Raw genomic sequence first — 16,425 nt, 5'->3', positions numbered from 1 at the left:
CGAAGAGGAATTTGCCGGAGAGCCGGGCGGCCCACGGCGCAGCGCACAGGGCGGTGTCCAACTCCCGTACCCAGGCCGGCAGATCGACGTCGGTCCGGCCGCGTCCGTCGAGGCCGGCCAGCGGCGAGGCGACGATGTTGCGGACGCGTTCGTGGGTGTCGGACGGCAACAGCTGGACGGCGCGCAGCCGTTCGGCGAGGTCGGCGGCGCAGTGTTCGCGCAGGCCGCGCAGTTGGAGGTTGCCGCGGGAGGTGATCTCGACGTCGCCGTCGCCGAGGGCGTCCGTCGCGTCGGCCAGGGCGAGGAGCTGACGGTACGTCAAGTAGCCCCCGGGGAGCCGGAGTCGGGCGAGGTGCCCGTCTTCGGCGGGGTGCAGGCGGAGCGCGCCGGGGCAGGCGTCGGCGCGGCCTCGGTCGGGCCCGACGGAGGGTGCCGCGAAGGCGTCGGGTGTGGGTGGCATGGCGGCGAGCATACCCATGGCGGCGATTCGCGCCACCGTGCCGACCGCGCCGCCCGGGGCCGGTCGGGGGTGCGATTGCGCAGCTCAGGCCCGTGGTGGCGGTCGTCGGCGGCGGGCCGGGGGCGATTTCGGGTCGGCGGCGCAGGTCACACTCCCCCGACGGCCGATCAACCCGTACGATGCTGGCGGGCGCCTCTCGGGGTGTCCCGGGCATCTCTCGGGGTGTCCGCTGCCAGCGACGGCACAGCGGAGGAAGTCCGGTGAGAATCCGGTGCGGTCCCGCCACTGTGACCGCGGCTCAGTGAGCCGTGGGAGCCAGGAACTCCGGCCGTCCTCCACTGCCCGGGGCGAGGACCCCGAGGAAGGTCCGTGCCATGCGCTGCCGCATGCCCGCCCCCCGGCGGGCGCCCGTGGGCTCTGTTCCCGGCGGGCCGTTCCGCGTCCTCGATCGTTCCTGTGCGCCCTTCACCGTGTTGTCCGCGCTGTTCGAGACGCCCGGGAGGGCTTTCGCATGATCCTGCTGCTGTCCACGTCCGACACGGACCTGCTGAGCGCCCGGGCGTCGAACGGCCCGGTGCCGTTCCGGTGGGGCAATCCGGCGCGTCTGGCTCCGGCCGATCTGCCCGAACTGCTGGACGGCGTCGGGCTGGTGGTGGTCCGGCTGCTGGGCGGGCGGCGGGCCTGGCAGGAGGGCCTGGACGTGCTGCTCGCCGGGCCGCGTCCGGTGGTGGTGCTGACGGGCGAGCAGGCCCCGGACGCGCAGCTGATGGAGCTGTCGACGGTGCCGGCGGGCATCGCGGCGGAGGCGCACGCGTACCTGGCGCACGGCGGTCCGGCGAACCTGGCGGAGCTGGGCGCGTTCCTGTCGGACACGGTGCTGCTGACCGGTCACGGTTTCGCGCCGCCGGCGTCGGCCCCGTCCTGGGGTCCGCTGGAGCGCACCGCCCGTACGTCGCAGGGCCCTTCGGTCGCGGTGCTGTACTACCGGGCGCACCACATGAGCGGCAACACGGCGTTCGTGGAGACGCTCTGCCGGGCGATCGAGGACGAGGGGGCCCAGGCCCGCGCGTACTTCTGCGCCTCGCTGCGCGGTGCGGAGCCGGAGCTGCTGGCGGAGCTGGGCGCGGCGGACGCGATCGTGACGACGGTGCTGGCGGCGGGCGGCACCCGGCCGGCCGACGCGCAGGCCGGCGGTGACGAAGAGGCCTGGGACGCGGGGGCGTTGGCGGCGTTGGACCGGCCGATCCTGCAGGCGCTGTGCCTGACCTGGTCGCGGGAGCAGTGGGAGGGCAGCGACGACGGGCTGTCGCCGCTGGACACGGCGACGCAGGTCGCCGTCCCGGAGTTCGACGGCCGGCTGATCACCGTTCCGTTCTCGTTCAAGGAGGTCGACGAGGACGGGCTGACGGTGTACGCGGCGGACGCGGAGCGGGCGTCGCGGGTGGCGGGGATCGCGGTGCGGCACGCCCGGCTGCGGCACACTCCGGCGGCCGAGCGGCGGTTGGCGCTGGTGCTGTCCGCCTATCCGACCAAGCACGCCCGGGTGGGCAACGCGGTCGGTCTGGACACGCCGGCGTCGGCGATCCGGCTGCTGGAGCGGCTGCGCGCCGAGGGCATGGACCTGGGCGACAGCCTGCCGGGCCTGCACACGGAGTCCGAACTCGACCACGAGGGCGATGCGCTGATCCACGCGCTGATCGAGGCGGGCGGCTACGACCAGGCGTGGCTGACGGAGGATCAGCTGGCCCGCAACCCGGTGCGGATCCCGGCGGCCGACTACCGGCGCTGGTACGCGACGCTGCCGGCCGCGCTGCGCGAGCGGGTCGAGGAGCACTGGGGTCCGGCGCCGGGCGAGCTGTACGTGGACCGGTCGCGGAACCCGGAGGGCGACCTGGTGCTGGCCGCGCTGCGCTCCGGGAACCTGCTGGTGCTGGTGCAGCCGCCGCGCGGGTTCGGCGAGAACCCGGTGGCGATCTACCACGACCCGGACCTGCCGCCGAGCCACCACTACCTGGCGGCGTACCGCTGGATCGCGGCGGCGCAGGAGGACGGCGGGTTCGGCGCGCACGCGGTGGTGCACCTGGGCAAGCACGGCAACCTGGAGTGGCTGCCGGGCAAGACCGCGGCGCTGTCGGCGGAGTGCGGCCCGGACGCGGCGCTCGGCGACCTTCCGCTGGTGTACCCGTTCCTGGTGAACGACCCGGGCGAGGGCACCCAGGCGAAGCGCCGGGCGCACGCGACGCTGGTCGACCACCTGGTGCCGCCGATGGCGCGCGCCGACTCGTACGGCGACATCGCCCGGCTGGAGCAGCTGCTGGACGAGCACTCGAACATCGCGGCGATGGACCCGGCGAAGCTGCCGGCGATCCGGGCGCAGATCTGGACGCTGATCCAGGCCGCGAAGCTGGACCACGACCTGGGCCTGGCGGAGCGGCCGGAGGACGACGGCTTCGACGACTTCCTGCTGCACGTCGACGGCTGGCTGTGCGAGGTGAAGGACGCGCAGATCCGCGACGGCCTGCACGTGCTCGGCCAGGCCCCGGCGGGCGCGGACCGGGTCAACATCGTGCTCTCCATCCTGCGGGCGCGGCAGATCTGGGGCGGCGTCAGCGCGCTGCCGGGCCTGCGCGAGGCGCTCGGCCTGGACGAGGCGGCGCTGACGCTGGGCGCGACGGACGCCGCCGAGGCGCAGGCCCGGGCGCTGGTGGAGGCGATGGAGGCCGAGGACTGGAACCCGGCCGCCGTCGAGAAGGTCGCGGCCGGGCACCCGGCCGCCGTCGCCGAGGTGCTGACTTTCGCGGCCGTCCAGGTGGTGCCCCGGCTGGCGTCCACCACGGACGAGTTGGATGCGGTGCTGCATGCCCTGCAGGGCGGTTTCGTCCCGGCGGGGCCGTCGGGTTCGCCGCTGCGCGGCCTGGTCAACGTGCTGCCGACCGGCCGGAACTTCTACTCGGTGGACCCGAAGGCGGTGCCGAGCCGGCTCGCCTGGGAGACCGGGCAAGCGCTTTCCGCGTCCCTGATCGAGCGTTACCGGGCGGACAACGACGGGCAGTTCCCGCCGTCGGTGGGCCTGTCCCTGTGGGGCACCTCGGCGATGCGCACCGCCGGCGACGACATCGCCGAGGCGCTGGCCCTGCTGGGCGTCCGCCCGGTGTGGGACGACGCCTCGCGCCGGGTGACCGGGCTGGAGCCGATCCCGCTCGCCGAACTGGGCCGTCCCCGGATCGACGTGACGCTGCGCATCTCGGGCTTCTTCCGGGACGCCTTCCCGCACGTGGTGGCGCTGCTGGACGACGCGGTGCGGCTGGCGGCCCGTCAGGAGGAGCCCGCCGAACAGAACTTCGTCCGGGCGCACGTGCAGGCCGACCTGGCCGAGCACGGCGACGAGCGCCGGGCCACCGTCCGGGTGTTCGGCTCCCGGCCGGGCACCTACGGCGCGGGGCTGCTGCAGCTGATCGACAGCCGGGACTGGCGCACCGACGCCGACCTGGCCGAGGTGTACACGGTGTGGGGCGGCTACGCGTACGGCCGGGACCTGAACGGGCGGCCGGCCCGGGAGGAGATGGAAACCGCTTACCGCCGGATCACGGTGGCGGCGAAGAACACCGACACCCGCGAGCACGACATCGCCGACTCCGACGACTACTTCCAGTACCACGGCGGCATGGTGGCGACCGTGCGGGCGCTGACGGGCAGCAGCCCGGCGGCGTACATCGGCGACTCGACCCGCCCGGAGACGGTGCGCACCCGCACCCTCACCGAGGAGGCGGCCCGGGTGTTCCGGGCCCGGGTGGTGAACCCGCGCTGGCTGGAGGCGATGCGCCGGCACGGCTACAAGGGCGCGTTCGAGATGGCCGCGACGGTGGACTACCTGTTCGGCTACGACGCCACCACCGGCGTGGTCGCGGACTGGATGTACGAGAAGCTCACCGAGGAGTACGTCCTCGACCCGGTCAACCGCGAGTTCTTCGCCGAGGCCAACCCGTGGGCGCTGCACGGCATTTCGGAGCGCCTGCTGGAGGCCGCCGAGCGCGGCCTGTGGGCGGAGCCGGACCCGGCGCTGCTGGCGGAGCTGCGGCAGGTGTTCCTGGAGACGGAGGGCGACCTGGAGGGCGAGTAGCGGCGAACTGCGGCGCGCCGCCCGGGTCGTGCCGGGTACCCCTTCGGAGGTGAACGGCTCGGGTCGGGCCGGCCGACACTGACATGCCGGTGATCGAATAGGGGTGCCTTCCGGCCCGCCCGGGCGGACAATCGCCGCATGAGCCTGCGAACCGTCCTGACCCGCCCGGCGCGCTACGGCGCGCTGGTCGCGGGCGCGTTGCCCGTCCTGACGTTCCCCGGCGCCGGCCTGGCCGGCTTGGCCTGGGTGGCGCTGGTGCCGGGTCTGCTGCTGATGCGGGCGGCGGGCGGGGCGCGCGAGGCGGCGGTGCGCGGCTGGTGGTTCGGCGCCGGGTTCATCCTGACCGGCATGTACTGGCTGGTCCCGTCGATCGGCCCGGCGCTGCCGCTGCTGGCGGTGGTGTTCGGGGTGCTGCTCGCGCCGGTGGGCTGGGCCGCGTGGTGGCTGCTGCACGGCGGGTTGACGCTCCGCCGGTCGGCGGCGGCGCTGGTGGTCGTCCCGGCGGTGTGGGTGAGCGCCGAGTTCGCGCGTTCCTGGCATGCGCTGGGCGGGCCGTGGGCGCTGCTCGGCGCCTCGCAGTGGGAGCATCCGGCGGTGCTCGGTCTGGCGTCCGTCGGCGGGGTGTGGCTGGTGAGTTGGGCGCTGGTCGCGGTGAACACGGCGGTGGTGGTGCTGGTGCTGGCCCGCGGGCTGTGGCTGCGCGTGCTGGCAGGTGCGACGGCGCTGGTAGCGCTGCTGGCGGGCCCGGTGGCGTTCGCGGCGCAGGCGGCGCCGGCGACCCGCGGTTCGGCGTCGGTGGCGCTGGTGCAGGCGGGCCAGACCGCGGACGAGCGGGCCCGGTTGGAGGCGAACGTCCGGATCACCCGCTCGCTGGCGGGCCGCCCGGTCGACCTGGTGGTGTGGGGCGAGAGTTCGACCACCGCCGATCTGGACCGGGACACGGCCACGCTGGAGCGGCTGGCCGCGCTGTCCCGGGCGTCCGGCGCGCAGGTGCTGGTCGGCGAGGACGCCCGCAAGGCGGACGGCCGGATCTCCAAGGACGCGGTGCTGGTGGACGGTTCGGGCATCGTGGCGCGCTACCGGAAGATCCGGCTGGTGCCGTTCGGCGAGTACATTCCGCTGCGTCCGCTGCTGGGCTGGGTCGCGGGGGTGAGCGCGGCGGCGGGCGAGAACCGGGCGCCGGGCAGTTCGGTGCACCTGCTGCCGGTGGTGGACCGCGAGGGCCGTCCGCTGCCGGTGGGCACGCTGATCTGCTTCGAGTCGGCGTTCCCGGACATGTCGCGCGCCGCGTCCCGGCAGGGCGCCGAGCTGATCGTCTACCAGTCGGCGACGTCCACCTTCCAGTCGACCTGGGCGCCGGCCCAGCACGCCTCGCTGGGTGCGCTGCGGGCGGCGGAGACCGGCCGCCCGGTGGTGCAGGCGGCGTTGACGGGCGAGTCGGTGGCGTACGACGCGCAGGGCCGCCGGCTGGTGCGGCTGACCACGGGCGAGTCGGGTGCGGTGACGGTCCGCCTGGCACTGGCCGATCCGGCGGCGCGGACCTGGTACGTGCGGCTGGGCGACTGGGTGCCGCTGTCGGCGCTGGCGGTCACGGCGGCGGCGGGTGCGGTGGCCGTGCTGCCGCGGCTGCGGGAGCGGCGCCGTCCGGGTGCGCCGTCCGAGCCGTCGGCGGACCTGCCCTCGGCCCGGGTCTGAACTCCCCCGCCCGCAGGGCCGGTTCTTCTGCGGGGCGTCAACTCCCGGGCACGGCGAGGCGGGTCGGCCCGGTGCGGCCGACCCGCCTTCGGTGTTCCTGCCGCTGCGGGCCTCAACTCTCCGGGTAGGCCACGTGGATGCCGAACGCCGCGCCCTGCGGGTCGCGCAGCACGGCGAGCCGCGGGCCGTCGGGGACGTCGGTGGGCGGCAGGGTGACGGTGGCGCCGAGCAGTGCGGCCCGTTCGGCGCTCAGGTCGACGTCGGCGACGGCGAAGTAGGGCATCCAGTAGGGCGGGACTTCGGCGGGGAACTGGTCGGCCATGTCCATCATGCCGCCGAAGTCGCGTCCGTCCAGGCCGAATTGGGTGTACATCTCGCCGGTGGTGACGCTCCAGCCGAACACCCGGGTGTAGAAGGCGACGGCGTCCTCCGGCCCCCGGGTGGCGAGTTCGACCCAGCCGAGTGCGCCGGGTTCGTTGACCACGTCGCAGCCGCGCAAGGTGCCGGGCTGCCAGGCGGAGAAGACGGCGCCGCCGGGGTCGCGGGCGACGGTGAAGCGCCCCCAGCCGAGGGCGTCCATCGGCGCGACGATCAGGGCGCCGCCGGCGTCGGTGATCCGGCCGGCGGTGGCGTCGACGTCGGTGCTGTGGAAGCTGATGTTCCACGCGGTGGGCTGGCCGGGTTCCATCAACCCGACCAGCCCGCCGACGAGTTGGTCCCCGACGTACAGCCGGGTGTAGCCCATGGCCTGCTCGTCGGGGACGACTTCGGTGCGCCAGCCGAACAGCTCGTGGTAGAAGGCCTTGGACGCGACCGGGTCCTTGGTGGAGAGTTCGACCCAGCAGGGCGCTCCGGGGTGCGGTTCGGTGAGTTTCACGGGCGGTTCATCTCCAGGATCAGTTTGCCGCGGGCGTGTCCGGTCTCGACCTCGGCGATCGCCTCGGCCGCGCGGTCCAGCGGGTAGCGGGCGCTGATCTGCGGGTCGAGGGTGCCCGCGGCGACCAGGTCGGCGAGGGCGGTGAGCACGGTCGCGGTGCCGTCGCGCTGCACGTAGGCGCCGCCCAACTCCTCGGCGGTGGCGCGGTCGGCGGTGGACACCAACCGTCCGGGCCGGCGCAGCGCCCCGGCGACGTCGCGGACGGCGCCGTCGCCGACCAGGTCGAGGATCGCGTCGACGCCGTCGGGGGCGACGGCCCGCAGCCGCTCGGCGACGCCCTCGCCGTAGCGGACGGGCGTCGCGCCGAGGGAGCGGACGTGCTCGGCGCTGCCGGTGCCGGCGGTGCCGAGGACGTGGATGCCGCGGGCCCGGGCGAGCTGGGTGGCGGCGCTGCCGACGCCGCCGGCGATGCCGACGATCAGCAGGGTCTCGCCGTCCCGCAGGTCGAGCTGCCGGAGCGCGTCGTACGCGGTGGCGGCGGCGACGGGCAGGGCGGCGGCCTGGTCGAAGCCGATGCCGGCGGGTTTGCGGGCGGTGGCGCGGGCGGACAGCAGGACCTGTTCGGCGAACGCGCCGCCGGGGGCGATGCCGAACACCTCGTCGCCGACGGCGAAGCCGTTCACGCCGTCGCCGACGGCGGTGATCACGCCGGCGGCCTCGCTGCCCATCACCAGCGGCGGTTCGGCGGCGGTTCCGAACCAGCCCTGCCGTTTCTTCCAGTCGGCCGGGTTGACGCCGGCGGCCCTGACCTCGATCCGCACGCCGCCCGGGCCCGGTTCGGGCAGTGGCAGGTCCAGGAACTGCTGCTGCTCCGGCCCGCCGTACGCGACGAACCCGAATGCCTTCACCATTTCTCTTCCGCCTCCGCCTGTTCTCCGGTTGCCGGCCGATGCCCTTTCAGCTTGCCGGGGTACCGGCGGGTAGCCCCGGGACGGGTGGGCCGAACGGGAGGGCGGGAGGGGTGCGCCGCACCGGCGGACGGCGCTTGTTGTTCAAATTCGAACCACGGTGTAGCGTCGAGCGCGCACCACCCCGTTCGAATTTGAACAACTCTGATCGGCTCCGACGGATCCCGACCAGTTCCGACCCACCCCTGAACGAGCGCTTCCCCGGAGGACCCGACGTGACGACGCACCCCGAGACCGCCCCGCTGCCGGCCGCCGCCACCGTCCGTTCCCGGGTCCGCATCCCGCTGGTCTTCCCGGACGGCTACCGCGTCGAGGCCGAGGTCCACACCTTCCACCACCTCGCGGACGGCGCCGAGCACCTGGCGCTCGCGCTCGGCGACCCGGCGGCGGCCGGCGTCCCGCTGGTGCGCCTGCACTCCGAGTGCCTGACCGGCGACGTCTTCGGCTCGGCCCGCTGCGACTGCGGCCCGCAGCTGCGGGAGTCCGTGCGGCGCATCGCCGAGCACGGCGGATACCTGCTCTACCTCCGCCAGGAGGGCCGCGGCATCGGCCTCTACAACAAGCTGGACGCCTACGACCTGCAGATCAACGGCGGCCTGGACACCTACCGGGCGAACACCGCGCTGGGCCTGCCCGAGGACGCCCGCGACTACACCGCCGCCGCCCAGATGCTGGCCGCGCTCGGCGCCCCCGCGGTCCGGCTGCTCAGCAACAACCCCGACAAGGCGGCCCAGTTGACCGCCCGCGGCGTCACCGTCGCCGAGCGCGTGCCGACCGGCGTCCACCTCACGCCCGCCAACCACGCCTACCTGCGCGCCAAGGCGGACCACACCCACCACACGCTGGCGCTCTGACCCGGCGCCGGCCGGGGCGGGCCGGTCTCAGCGCTCGTCGTCGCCGCGCGGCGCGATCTCCGGCTCGGCCGCGAACTCCGGCGCGCTGACGGCCGGGTGGTGCTTGCCGTCGGCGGCGGCGTCCGGGGCGTGCCGGCGGTCGACGCCTTCGGGGCCGGCCCCTGGCGCGGTCCCGGCGGCCCGCTCCGGATCGGCCTCGGCGATCCGGCGGGCGATCTCGGCGGGCCGCACCGGGCGGCCGAAGTGCCAGCCCTGGGCGAGGTCGCAGCCCATCAGGCGCAGCCGTTCGGCGTCGGCGCGGCTCTCCACGCCCTCGGCGGTGACGGACAGGCCGAGGGTGTGGGCGAGCGAGACCAGGCCGCTGACGATCCGCCAGCCGAGGTGGGTGTCCTTGGCGGGGTCGTGCAGGTCGCCGACGAAGGAGCCGGCGATCTTCAGGTTGGAGACCGGCAGGTCGCGCAGGTAGGCGAGGTTGGACCAGCCGGTGCCGAAGTCGTCGACGGCCAGCGACACGCCCATGTCGACCAGCGCGTGCAGCGCCTTGAGCGCCTCGTCCTCGGGGCCGACCACGGTCGACTCGGTGATTTCGAGCTGCAGCATGGACGGGTCGAGGCCGGTGGTGCGCAGGACCCGCTCGATGTCGGCGACCAGGCCGGCGTTGCGGGCCTGACGGACCGCCAGGTTGACGCTCAGCTTGGGGGCGCGGTCGCCGAAGGCGGCGACCCACTCGGCGGCCTGCTCGCAGGCCTGTTCGAGCACCCAGCGGCCGAGCGGCATGATCAGGCCGGTCTCCTCGGCGACGCCGACGAACTCCTCGGGGCCGAGCACGCCCAGCTGCGGGTGGCGCCAGCGGACCAGCGCCTCGACGCCGGTCATCGCGCCGTTGGAGAGGTCGATCATCGGCTGGTAGTCGATGAAGAACTCGCCGCGGTCCAGCGCGGTGGGCATCCGCACGGACACCGCGTAGCGGCTGACGGCGCGCGCGTTCTCCTTCGGGTCGAACAGCGTCCAGCGGCCGCGGCCGGCCTCCTTGGCGCGGTACAGCGTGAGGTCGGCGGCGCGCACGGCCGCGCCGGGGGTGGTGCTGGCGATCCGGCGTTCCAGCACGCCGACGCTGGCGCCGACGGCGAGCCGGTGGTCGCCGATCACCACGGGCTTGGTGAGCGCGGCGAGCACGGTCTTGGCGGCGGCGACGGCCTCCTGTTCGCCGCGGCAGTTCTCCAGCAGCACCACGAACTCGTCGCCGCCGAGCCGGGCCACCAGGTGTCCGAGCGGGGTGAGCGCGGACTCCAGCCGGCCGGCGACCACGGTCAGCAGCTGGTCGCCCATGTCGTGGCCGAGGCTGTCGTTGACGACCTTGAAGCCGTCCAGGTCGACGTAGCACAGGCCGAACCGGGCGTCCGGCTCGGGCGATTCGAAGAGCCGCTCCAGCCGTTCGAAGAACGCGGCGCGGTTGGGCAGGCCGGTGAGCGGGTCGTGGGTGGCCTGGTGGCGCAGCCGTTCCTGCAGCCGGTACCGGTCGGTGACGTCCTCCAGCATGGCGACCTGGTACAGCGGCGAGCCGTCGTCGTCGCGGATCAGCGAGACCGTCAGGTGGGTCCAGACCACTTCGCCGTCGCGCCGGTAGTACGGCTTGTCGAACTGGAAGTACTCGCGTTTGCCGCTGATCAGTTCCTCGTAGGCCTCCCACACGCCGGGGGTGTCCTCGGGGTGGACCAGGTCGTTGACGCGGACGCCCTGCATGTCCTCGGGGCCGCCGCCGAAGATGTCCCCGAGGGCCCGGTTGACGGCCAGGATGTTGCCGTCGGTGTCGCCGAGGCCGATGCCGATCGCCGCGGATTCGAACAGGGCGCGGAAGCGGGCCTCGGAGGCGCGCAGCGCCTTCTCGACCTCCTGGCGGGCGGTGTCGGCGGCCAGCCGGATCGCCTCCTGCTCGCGCAGGGTGCGTTCGCGCAGCGCCGCCGCCCAGCCGGCCGCGAACGCGCCGGACAGCGCGGGGCCGCGGTCGTCGGGGACGGGCTGACTCTGGATCAACTGGACGGCGTCGGCCAGCAGTTGCGGGTCGGTGAAGTGGTTGTCGATCAGCAGCGCGCCGACCTGCCCGGCCAGGTCCGGGCGGAACGGGTGCTCCTGGGCGGCTCGGTGCAGCAGTTCGGCGGTCCGCGCGATCAACGGGTTGAGGACGCCGGGCCGCACTGCCGCACCGTGTCCGGTGCGCAGCATCGCGGCCCAGGCGGCGTGGAACCCGTTGCCCGGGGCGGCCGCCTCGCTCACGACAGGCGTCCGACGCCGGCCATCCCGGTCATCCGCTCGGGGTGCGGGCCGACGGTGGCGTCGTCGTCGGGGCGCCATTCGGGGAGGTAGACCACGCCGGGTTCGACCAGGTCGAAGCCGTCGAACATGGCGGTGATCTGCTCGCGGGTGCGCATGGTGAGCGGGGTGGGGGTGGAGCGGTACAGGTCCTGGTGGGCGCCGGCCTGGTCGGGGCGGCCCTCCAGGGAGGCGTGCGAGAGGATCAGGGCGCTGCCGCTGGGCAGGGCTTCGCGGAGCTTGGCGAGGATCTTCTCGGGGCCGTCGTCCTCGGTGACGAAGTGCATCACGGCGTTGAGGATGACGGCGACGGGCTCGCCGGGGGCGAGCAGGTCCTCGACCTCGGGGCGGGCGAGCAGGTCGTCGGTGTTGCGCAGGTCGGCGTCGACGATCCAGCACAGGTCCTCGTCGGCGAGGATCAGGCGGCTGTGCGCGACGGCGACGGGGTCCATGTCGACGTAGACGACGCGGGCGTCGGGCCGGTACTCGCGGGCGACCTCGTGGACGGCGCCGAAGGTCGGGATGCCGGAGCCGATGTCGAGGAAGCGGCTGATGCCCTCGGCGGCGACGTACTGGGTGGCGCGGCGCAGGAACGCCCGGTTCGCCCGCATGATCATGGGCAGGTCGGGCCAGAGTTCGATGGCACGGCGGGCCATCTGCCGGTCGACCTCGAAGTTGTGCGAGCCGCCGAGGTAGTAGTCGTAGACCCGGGCCGCGTTCGGCTTGTCGAGGTCGGTCCCTGCGGGCACCCAGTTCGGACGCGCCATGACGGCACCCCTTCCGGCGGGCAATCGATCGAAAAATGGCAACAGGACATAAAGATCTTCCTATACTTCCGATCCGCTCGGCAAGCGGCGCCGTCCGACCGGCCGTACGCATCGCCGCAGCCCACCGCACGGGCGGGGCCGCCGCCCGCCCGCAGGAGTCTGCGGACGGGCGGCGGCCCGAGGGGGTGCGGTGACCGGCGTCAGCTGGTGGCCGTGCAGGTCAGGGTGGGCAGGGCGTTGGTGCCGGAGTAGGTGCCGCCGAAGCCGAAGCTGGTGCTCGCGCCGGCCCCGACCGTGCCGTTGTAGGCGAGGTTGGTGACGGTCACGGCCTGGCCGGACTGGCTGAGCTGGCCGTTCCACAGGTTGGTGATCTGCTGGTTGCCGCCGAAGTTCCAGCTGACCTTCCAGGTCTTGATCGCCGCGTTGCCGGCGGTCACCGTGACGTCGGCGTTGAAGCCGGCGCCCCAGTCGTTGCTGACCTTGTAGGTGGCGGTGCAGCCGGCGCCGGTGCCGCCGTTCGCCTGGGTGGTGGCGACCAGGGCCGCGGAGGCCGCGGAGACGTTGCCCGCCGCGTCCCGCGCCTTGACGGTGTACGAGTACGCGGTGGACGCCTGCAGACCGGAGTCGGTGTACGAGGTGCCGGAGGTGGAGCCGACCAGGGTGCCGCCGCGGTACACGTCGTAGCCGGTGACGCCGACGTTGTCGGTGGACGCCGTCCAGGTCAGCGCGACGCTGCTGGCGGTGGTGGTGGCGGCCAGGCCGGTCGGGGCGGTCGGCGCGGTGGTGTCGCCGGTGCCGCCGCCGGTGGAGGTGGTGACGCTCAGCGCCGCGGAGGCCGCGGAGACGTTGCCCGCCGCGTCCCGCGCCTTGACCGTGTACGAGTACGCGGTGTTGGCGGTCAGGCCGGTGTCGGTGTACGAGAGGTTGCTGGTGGAGCCGACCAGGGTGCCGCCGCGGTACACGTCGTAGCCGGTGACGCCGACGTTGTCGGTGGACGCCGTCCACGACAGCGTGACGCTGCTGGAGGTCTTGGTCGCCGAGAGGCCGGTGGGCGCGGTCGGCGCGGTGGTGTCGCCGGTGGACGAGCCGAGCGCCGGGTAGGCGTTCTTCATCAGCTCCTGGAACTGCGCGGAGAACCAGTGGCCGGCCAGCGGGGCGTTCGCCAGCGCGCCCGACATGTTGTTGTTGTTGCGCGCGTTGCCGGTGTACGTCGGGTCGCACATCCGGTCGAAGCCCTTGCCCTCGTCGTTGTCGACGGCCTGGCTCGCGCCGTCCGACTCACCCGGGGGCTTCACCCACACGTACGCGGCGATGCCGTCCTCGGGGGCGGCCTTCGGGCGCTCACCGAGGCCCGCGCCGGCCTGGTTGCACCAGTTGCCGGTCTGGAAGCGGCGGTCGATGCGGGCGCCGTCGACGTAGGCGTCCACCGAGGTCTTCGGGCCCGGGCCGGTCGGACGGTTGGCGCCGCCCCAGCCGTTGCGCGAAGTGTCGATCAGCATGCCGATGTTGGAGTTGAACCCGGACGCGACGGCCTTGGTGCGCCACGCCTTGGCGAAGGACGCCTCGTCGACGTAGTTGTTCCAGTCCACCCACTTGCTCTGGCGGACCGTGGTGCCGTTCACCGAGTCGCCGACGGTGAAGTTCGGCTCGTGCAGCGCACCGTAGTTGGCGGTGTTGACGACGAAGCCCTGGACGTTGGCGAGCGACGAGCCGGACGCCGTGGCGGCCTGCTTGATCACGTCGATGGTGGGCTGCAGGTTGGAGTCCCAGCCGAGCCAGCCGTGGTGGCCGGCGTCCACGTAGTTGTACACGTTGGAGATCGCACCGAGCTTGCCCAGCGCGTAGCCCACGCCGTTGATGTAGTTGCCGTTGGCCTTCATGGTGTCGCAGGCGGGGGTGGAGGTGGCGGTGCCGCCCGCGTTGGTCACCAGGTTCGGCAGCGAGTCCAGCTCGATCGTGGTGACGATCCGCAGGTTCGCGTAGGCCGGGTCGGCCAAGATCGCGGCGATCGGGTCGATGAACTCGCTCTTGTAGCGCGGCAGGTCGGTGGGACCGAGCTCGCCGTTCGAGGCCAGGGCGGCGCAGTCGCGGCCCGGCAGGTCGTAGATGACGACCTGGAACACGTACGGCTTGCCCGCGGCCTGCTGCACCGCGGCGTTCAGGTGGTCGCGCAGGCCCATGCCGCCGTTGACGCCGTTGATGGCGGCGATGCGGTCCAGCCAGACGAAGGTGGGCTGGTTGGAGACCGCCGAACCGCCCGGCTCGGCGGCGGCGTGGGCGGACCACTCGGGGTTCACGTAGACCCCGGCGCCGACGAAGGGGTTGTCCACGCGGGCGCTCTCGGCGGCGTGGGCGGCGGTGGTCGCCGTGGCAATCGGCAGCACGGTCGCGGCGCTGAGCACCGCTGCCGCTGCCGCCGTCCGAAGACGGCGCGTCAGGTTGGCCGACACAGTGACGGGAGTCCTTTCGGGTGGGGGACGGACTCGACGGAAGAACTCCCAACTAATGGGAGCGCTCCCATACTTGGCCCCGGCAGAGGCGAACTCGGCCTGGGAACAACCGATATGAAGCCATGACCTCGCAGTGTCGTCAAGAAGTTGCGCAGAAACTGTGGGAGCGCTCCCGCCGAGACGATGGAACATCTGTGCTTGGAGCGGCCGTTCACCCCTGCTGGCAACCGGCTTGACGTCCCATCAGCCACACCTCGCCCATACCCCGGGAGCGGGCCGGGCACCCGGACGAAACTTTCACGGCGGCGCCGCAGCCGGATGCGGGACGCGTTCCGGCCCCGGGACGGCGGCCCGCCGGCGGGCGGCGGCGCACGCGTCGGAGACACGGCGTGACGGGGCGCCGTGGGACGCTGGGAGCGACCCGGACTCCGAGGAGGAACGCGTGCCCGCCCGACCGACGATCGACGACGACCAGCGCCGCGCCCGCCTGGCCCTGCGGCACCGCCTCGCCCCCGGCGCCCGGGCCGACCGGGCCGAGCAGGTGGTGGACGACCTGGTGGCCGTGCACGCCACCGATCCGGCCACGGTCTTCCTCGCCGTCTCGGCCCGGCTCGCCTCGCCCGGCACCGCCGACACCGAGCGCGCCCTGTACCGGGACTGCTCGATCCTGCGCCGGCACGGCATGCGCGGCACCCTCTTCGCGATCCCCGCCGGGCTCGCCCCCGCCCTGTACGCCTCCACCACCGCCAAGGCGGTGGCCCGCGAACGCGCCCGCCTGCTCAAGGACTTCGCCGCCTCCGGCCGCGACGCCGGGTGGACCGCGCAGGTGGAGGCCGCCGTCCGCGCCGCGCTCGCCGACTCCCCCGTCGAACTGACCGGCAGCCAACTCGGCGAACTCGTCCCACAGTTGCGCGAGACGATCGTCTACGGGGCGGGCACCTCGTACCAGACCGAGCAGTCGATCAGCATGCGGCTGCTGCGGCTGCTCGGCATGGAGGGCAGCATCGTCCGCCGCCGGCCGGTCGGTGGCTGGACCAGCAGCCAGCACCGCTGGGCGCTCGGCCCGGCCGCCCCCGAGCAGCCCACCGCCGCCGAACGGGCCTACGCACAGCGCGAGTTGGCGCGGCGCTGGCTGGCCCGCTACGGCCCCGCCACCGAGGACGATCTGGTGTGGTGGACCGGCTGGGGTGTCCGCGAGGTCCGCACGGCGCTGGCCGGCTGCGCCGCCGTCGAGGTCGAACTCGCGGGCGGTGCAACCGGGTTCGTCCTGCCCGAGGATCTCGAACCGGTCACCGCACCGGCTCCGTGGGCCGCGCTGCTGCCGGCCCTGGACCCGACGGCGATGAGCGGCAAGCACCGCGACTGGTACCTCTCCCCCGCCCACCGCCCCGAACTCCTCGACCGCTCCGGCAATCTCGGCCCGACCGTCTGGTGGAACGGCCGAATCATCGGCGCCTGGGCCCAACGCCCCGACGGCGAAGTCGTGTTCCACCTGCTGGAAGACCCCGGCCGCGAGGCCCGGGACGCCATCACCGCCGAGGCCGCCACCCTGCGCCTCACCCTCGCCGACGCCCGCGTCACCCCACGCTTCCGCACCCCACTGGAGCGGCGCCTCACCGCGTAGGCGTCCGCGCCGCCGTCAAGATCGAACTAGCAGGCCGCCCAACGGGGTTCGCGCCGCGCCGACGATCGCGAACCGGTCACCGCACCGGATCCGCCGGACCCGATGGCAACGAGCGGCAGACCCCACGCCGTGTTCCACCCGCTGAACGACACCGTCACCACCGAGGCTGCCCCCAGCGCGTCACCGTATGAGCCGCCGAGGTCGAACTCGGGCGCAGCACAGATCGAACTCGCGGGCGGCCCAACGGGCTTCGTGGCACCCGACGATCTCGCTGATGAGTCGTGTTCCACCCGCTGGAGC

The 16,425-nt window shown here is 73.7% G+C and carries 9 protein-coding genes, 1 pseudogene and 1 riboswitch; of the genes and pseudogenes, 4 read left to right on the top strand and 6 right to left on the bottom strand.

What is annotated here, in order from left to right:
* A pseudogene (locus tag KCH_RS31250) lies at positions 1-472 on the bottom strand (cobalamin biosynthesis protein CobG); the annotation flags it as partial.
* 198 nt (positions 473-670) lie between these two features.
* Positions 671-803: riboswitch (cobalamin riboswitch) on the top strand.
* Between the two features lie 168 nt (positions 804-971).
* Between KCH_RS31250 and cobN the strand changes: the two are divergent.
* Both cobN and lnt read left to right on the top strand, forming a co-directional pair.
* Positions 972-4,580 (top strand): cobaltochelatase subunit CobN, encoded by a 3,609-nt coding sequence (cobN, locus tag KCH_RS31245; RefSeq protein WP_035868580.1) that lies wholly within the window; start codon positions 972-974, stop codon positions 4,578-4,580.
* 138 nt (positions 4,581-4,718) lie between these two features.
* Positions 4,719-6,275, top strand: a complete 1,557-nt coding sequence (gene lnt, locus KCH_RS31240; protein WP_035868576.1) for an apolipoprotein N-acyltransferase — start codon at positions 4,719-4,721, stop codon at positions 6,273-6,275.
* A 112-nt stretch (positions 6,276-6,387) separates the two neighbouring features.
* Here lnt and KCH_RS31235 read toward each other — a convergent pair whose 3' ends face one another.
* Both KCH_RS31235 and KCH_RS31230 read right to left on the bottom strand, forming a co-directional pair.
* Entirely contained in the window at positions 6,388-7,152 is a 765-nt protein-coding gene (locus KCH_RS31235) for a VOC family protein (protein ID WP_035868574.1), read from the bottom strand.
* Entirely contained in the window at positions 7,149-8,063 is a 915-nt protein-coding gene (locus tag KCH_RS31230; protein WP_035868570.1) for an NADP-dependent oxidoreductase, read from the bottom strand. Before KCH_RS31230 ends, KCH_RS31235 begins: the two co-directional genes overlap by 4 nt.
* A 272-nt stretch (positions 8,064-8,335) precedes the next feature.
* Between KCH_RS31230 and KCH_RS31225 the strand changes: the two genes are divergently transcribed.
* Entirely contained in the window at positions 8,336-8,974 is a 639-nt protein-coding gene (locus KCH_RS31225; RefSeq protein ID WP_051653652.1) for a GTP cyclohydrolase II, read from the top strand.
* A 27-nt stretch (positions 8,975-9,001) separates the two neighbouring features.
* On the opposite strand, the gene KCH_RS31220 is transcribed toward KCH_RS31225, so the two are convergent.
* From KCH_RS31220 to KCH_RS31210, 3 genes are all read right to left on the bottom strand, one after another.
* On the bottom strand, positions 9,002-11,248 hold the full coding sequence (locus KCH_RS31220) for a putative bifunctional diguanylate cyclase/phosphodiesterase (protein WP_244305507.1): 2,247 nt from the start codon (positions 11,246-11,248) through the stop codon (positions 9,002-9,004).
* Entirely contained in the window at positions 11,245-12,051 is an 807-nt protein-coding gene (locus tag KCH_RS31215; RefSeq protein ID WP_035868567.1) for an SAM-dependent methyltransferase, read from the bottom strand. The genes KCH_RS31220 and KCH_RS31215 overlap by 4 nt, the downstream gene beginning before the upstream one ends.
* Before the next feature lie 200 nt (positions 12,052-12,251).
* A complete protein-coding gene (locus KCH_RS31210; protein ID WP_482793302.1) occupies positions 12,252-14,426 on the bottom strand; it encodes a glycoside hydrolase family 6 protein in 2,175 nt (724 codons plus the stop codon).
* A gap of 517 nt (positions 14,427-14,943) precedes the next feature.
* Between KCH_RS31210 and KCH_RS31205 the strand changes: the two genes are divergently transcribed.
* Positions 14,944-16,125 (top strand): winged helix DNA-binding domain-containing protein, encoded by a 1,182-nt coding sequence (locus KCH_RS31205; protein ID WP_035868564.1) that lies wholly within the window; start codon positions 14,944-14,946, stop codon positions 16,123-16,125.
* Positions 16,126-16,425 lie beyond the last annotated feature (300 nt).

It is taken from the genome of Kitasatospora cheerisanensis KCTC 2395 (assembly GCF_000696185.1).
GTDB lineage: Bacteria > Actinomycetota > Actinomycetes > Streptomycetales > Streptomycetaceae > Kitasatospora > Kitasatospora cheerisanensis.
Note: the sequence above shows the minus strand (reverse complement) of the source record. Positions and strands in the feature narration are given on the sequence as shown.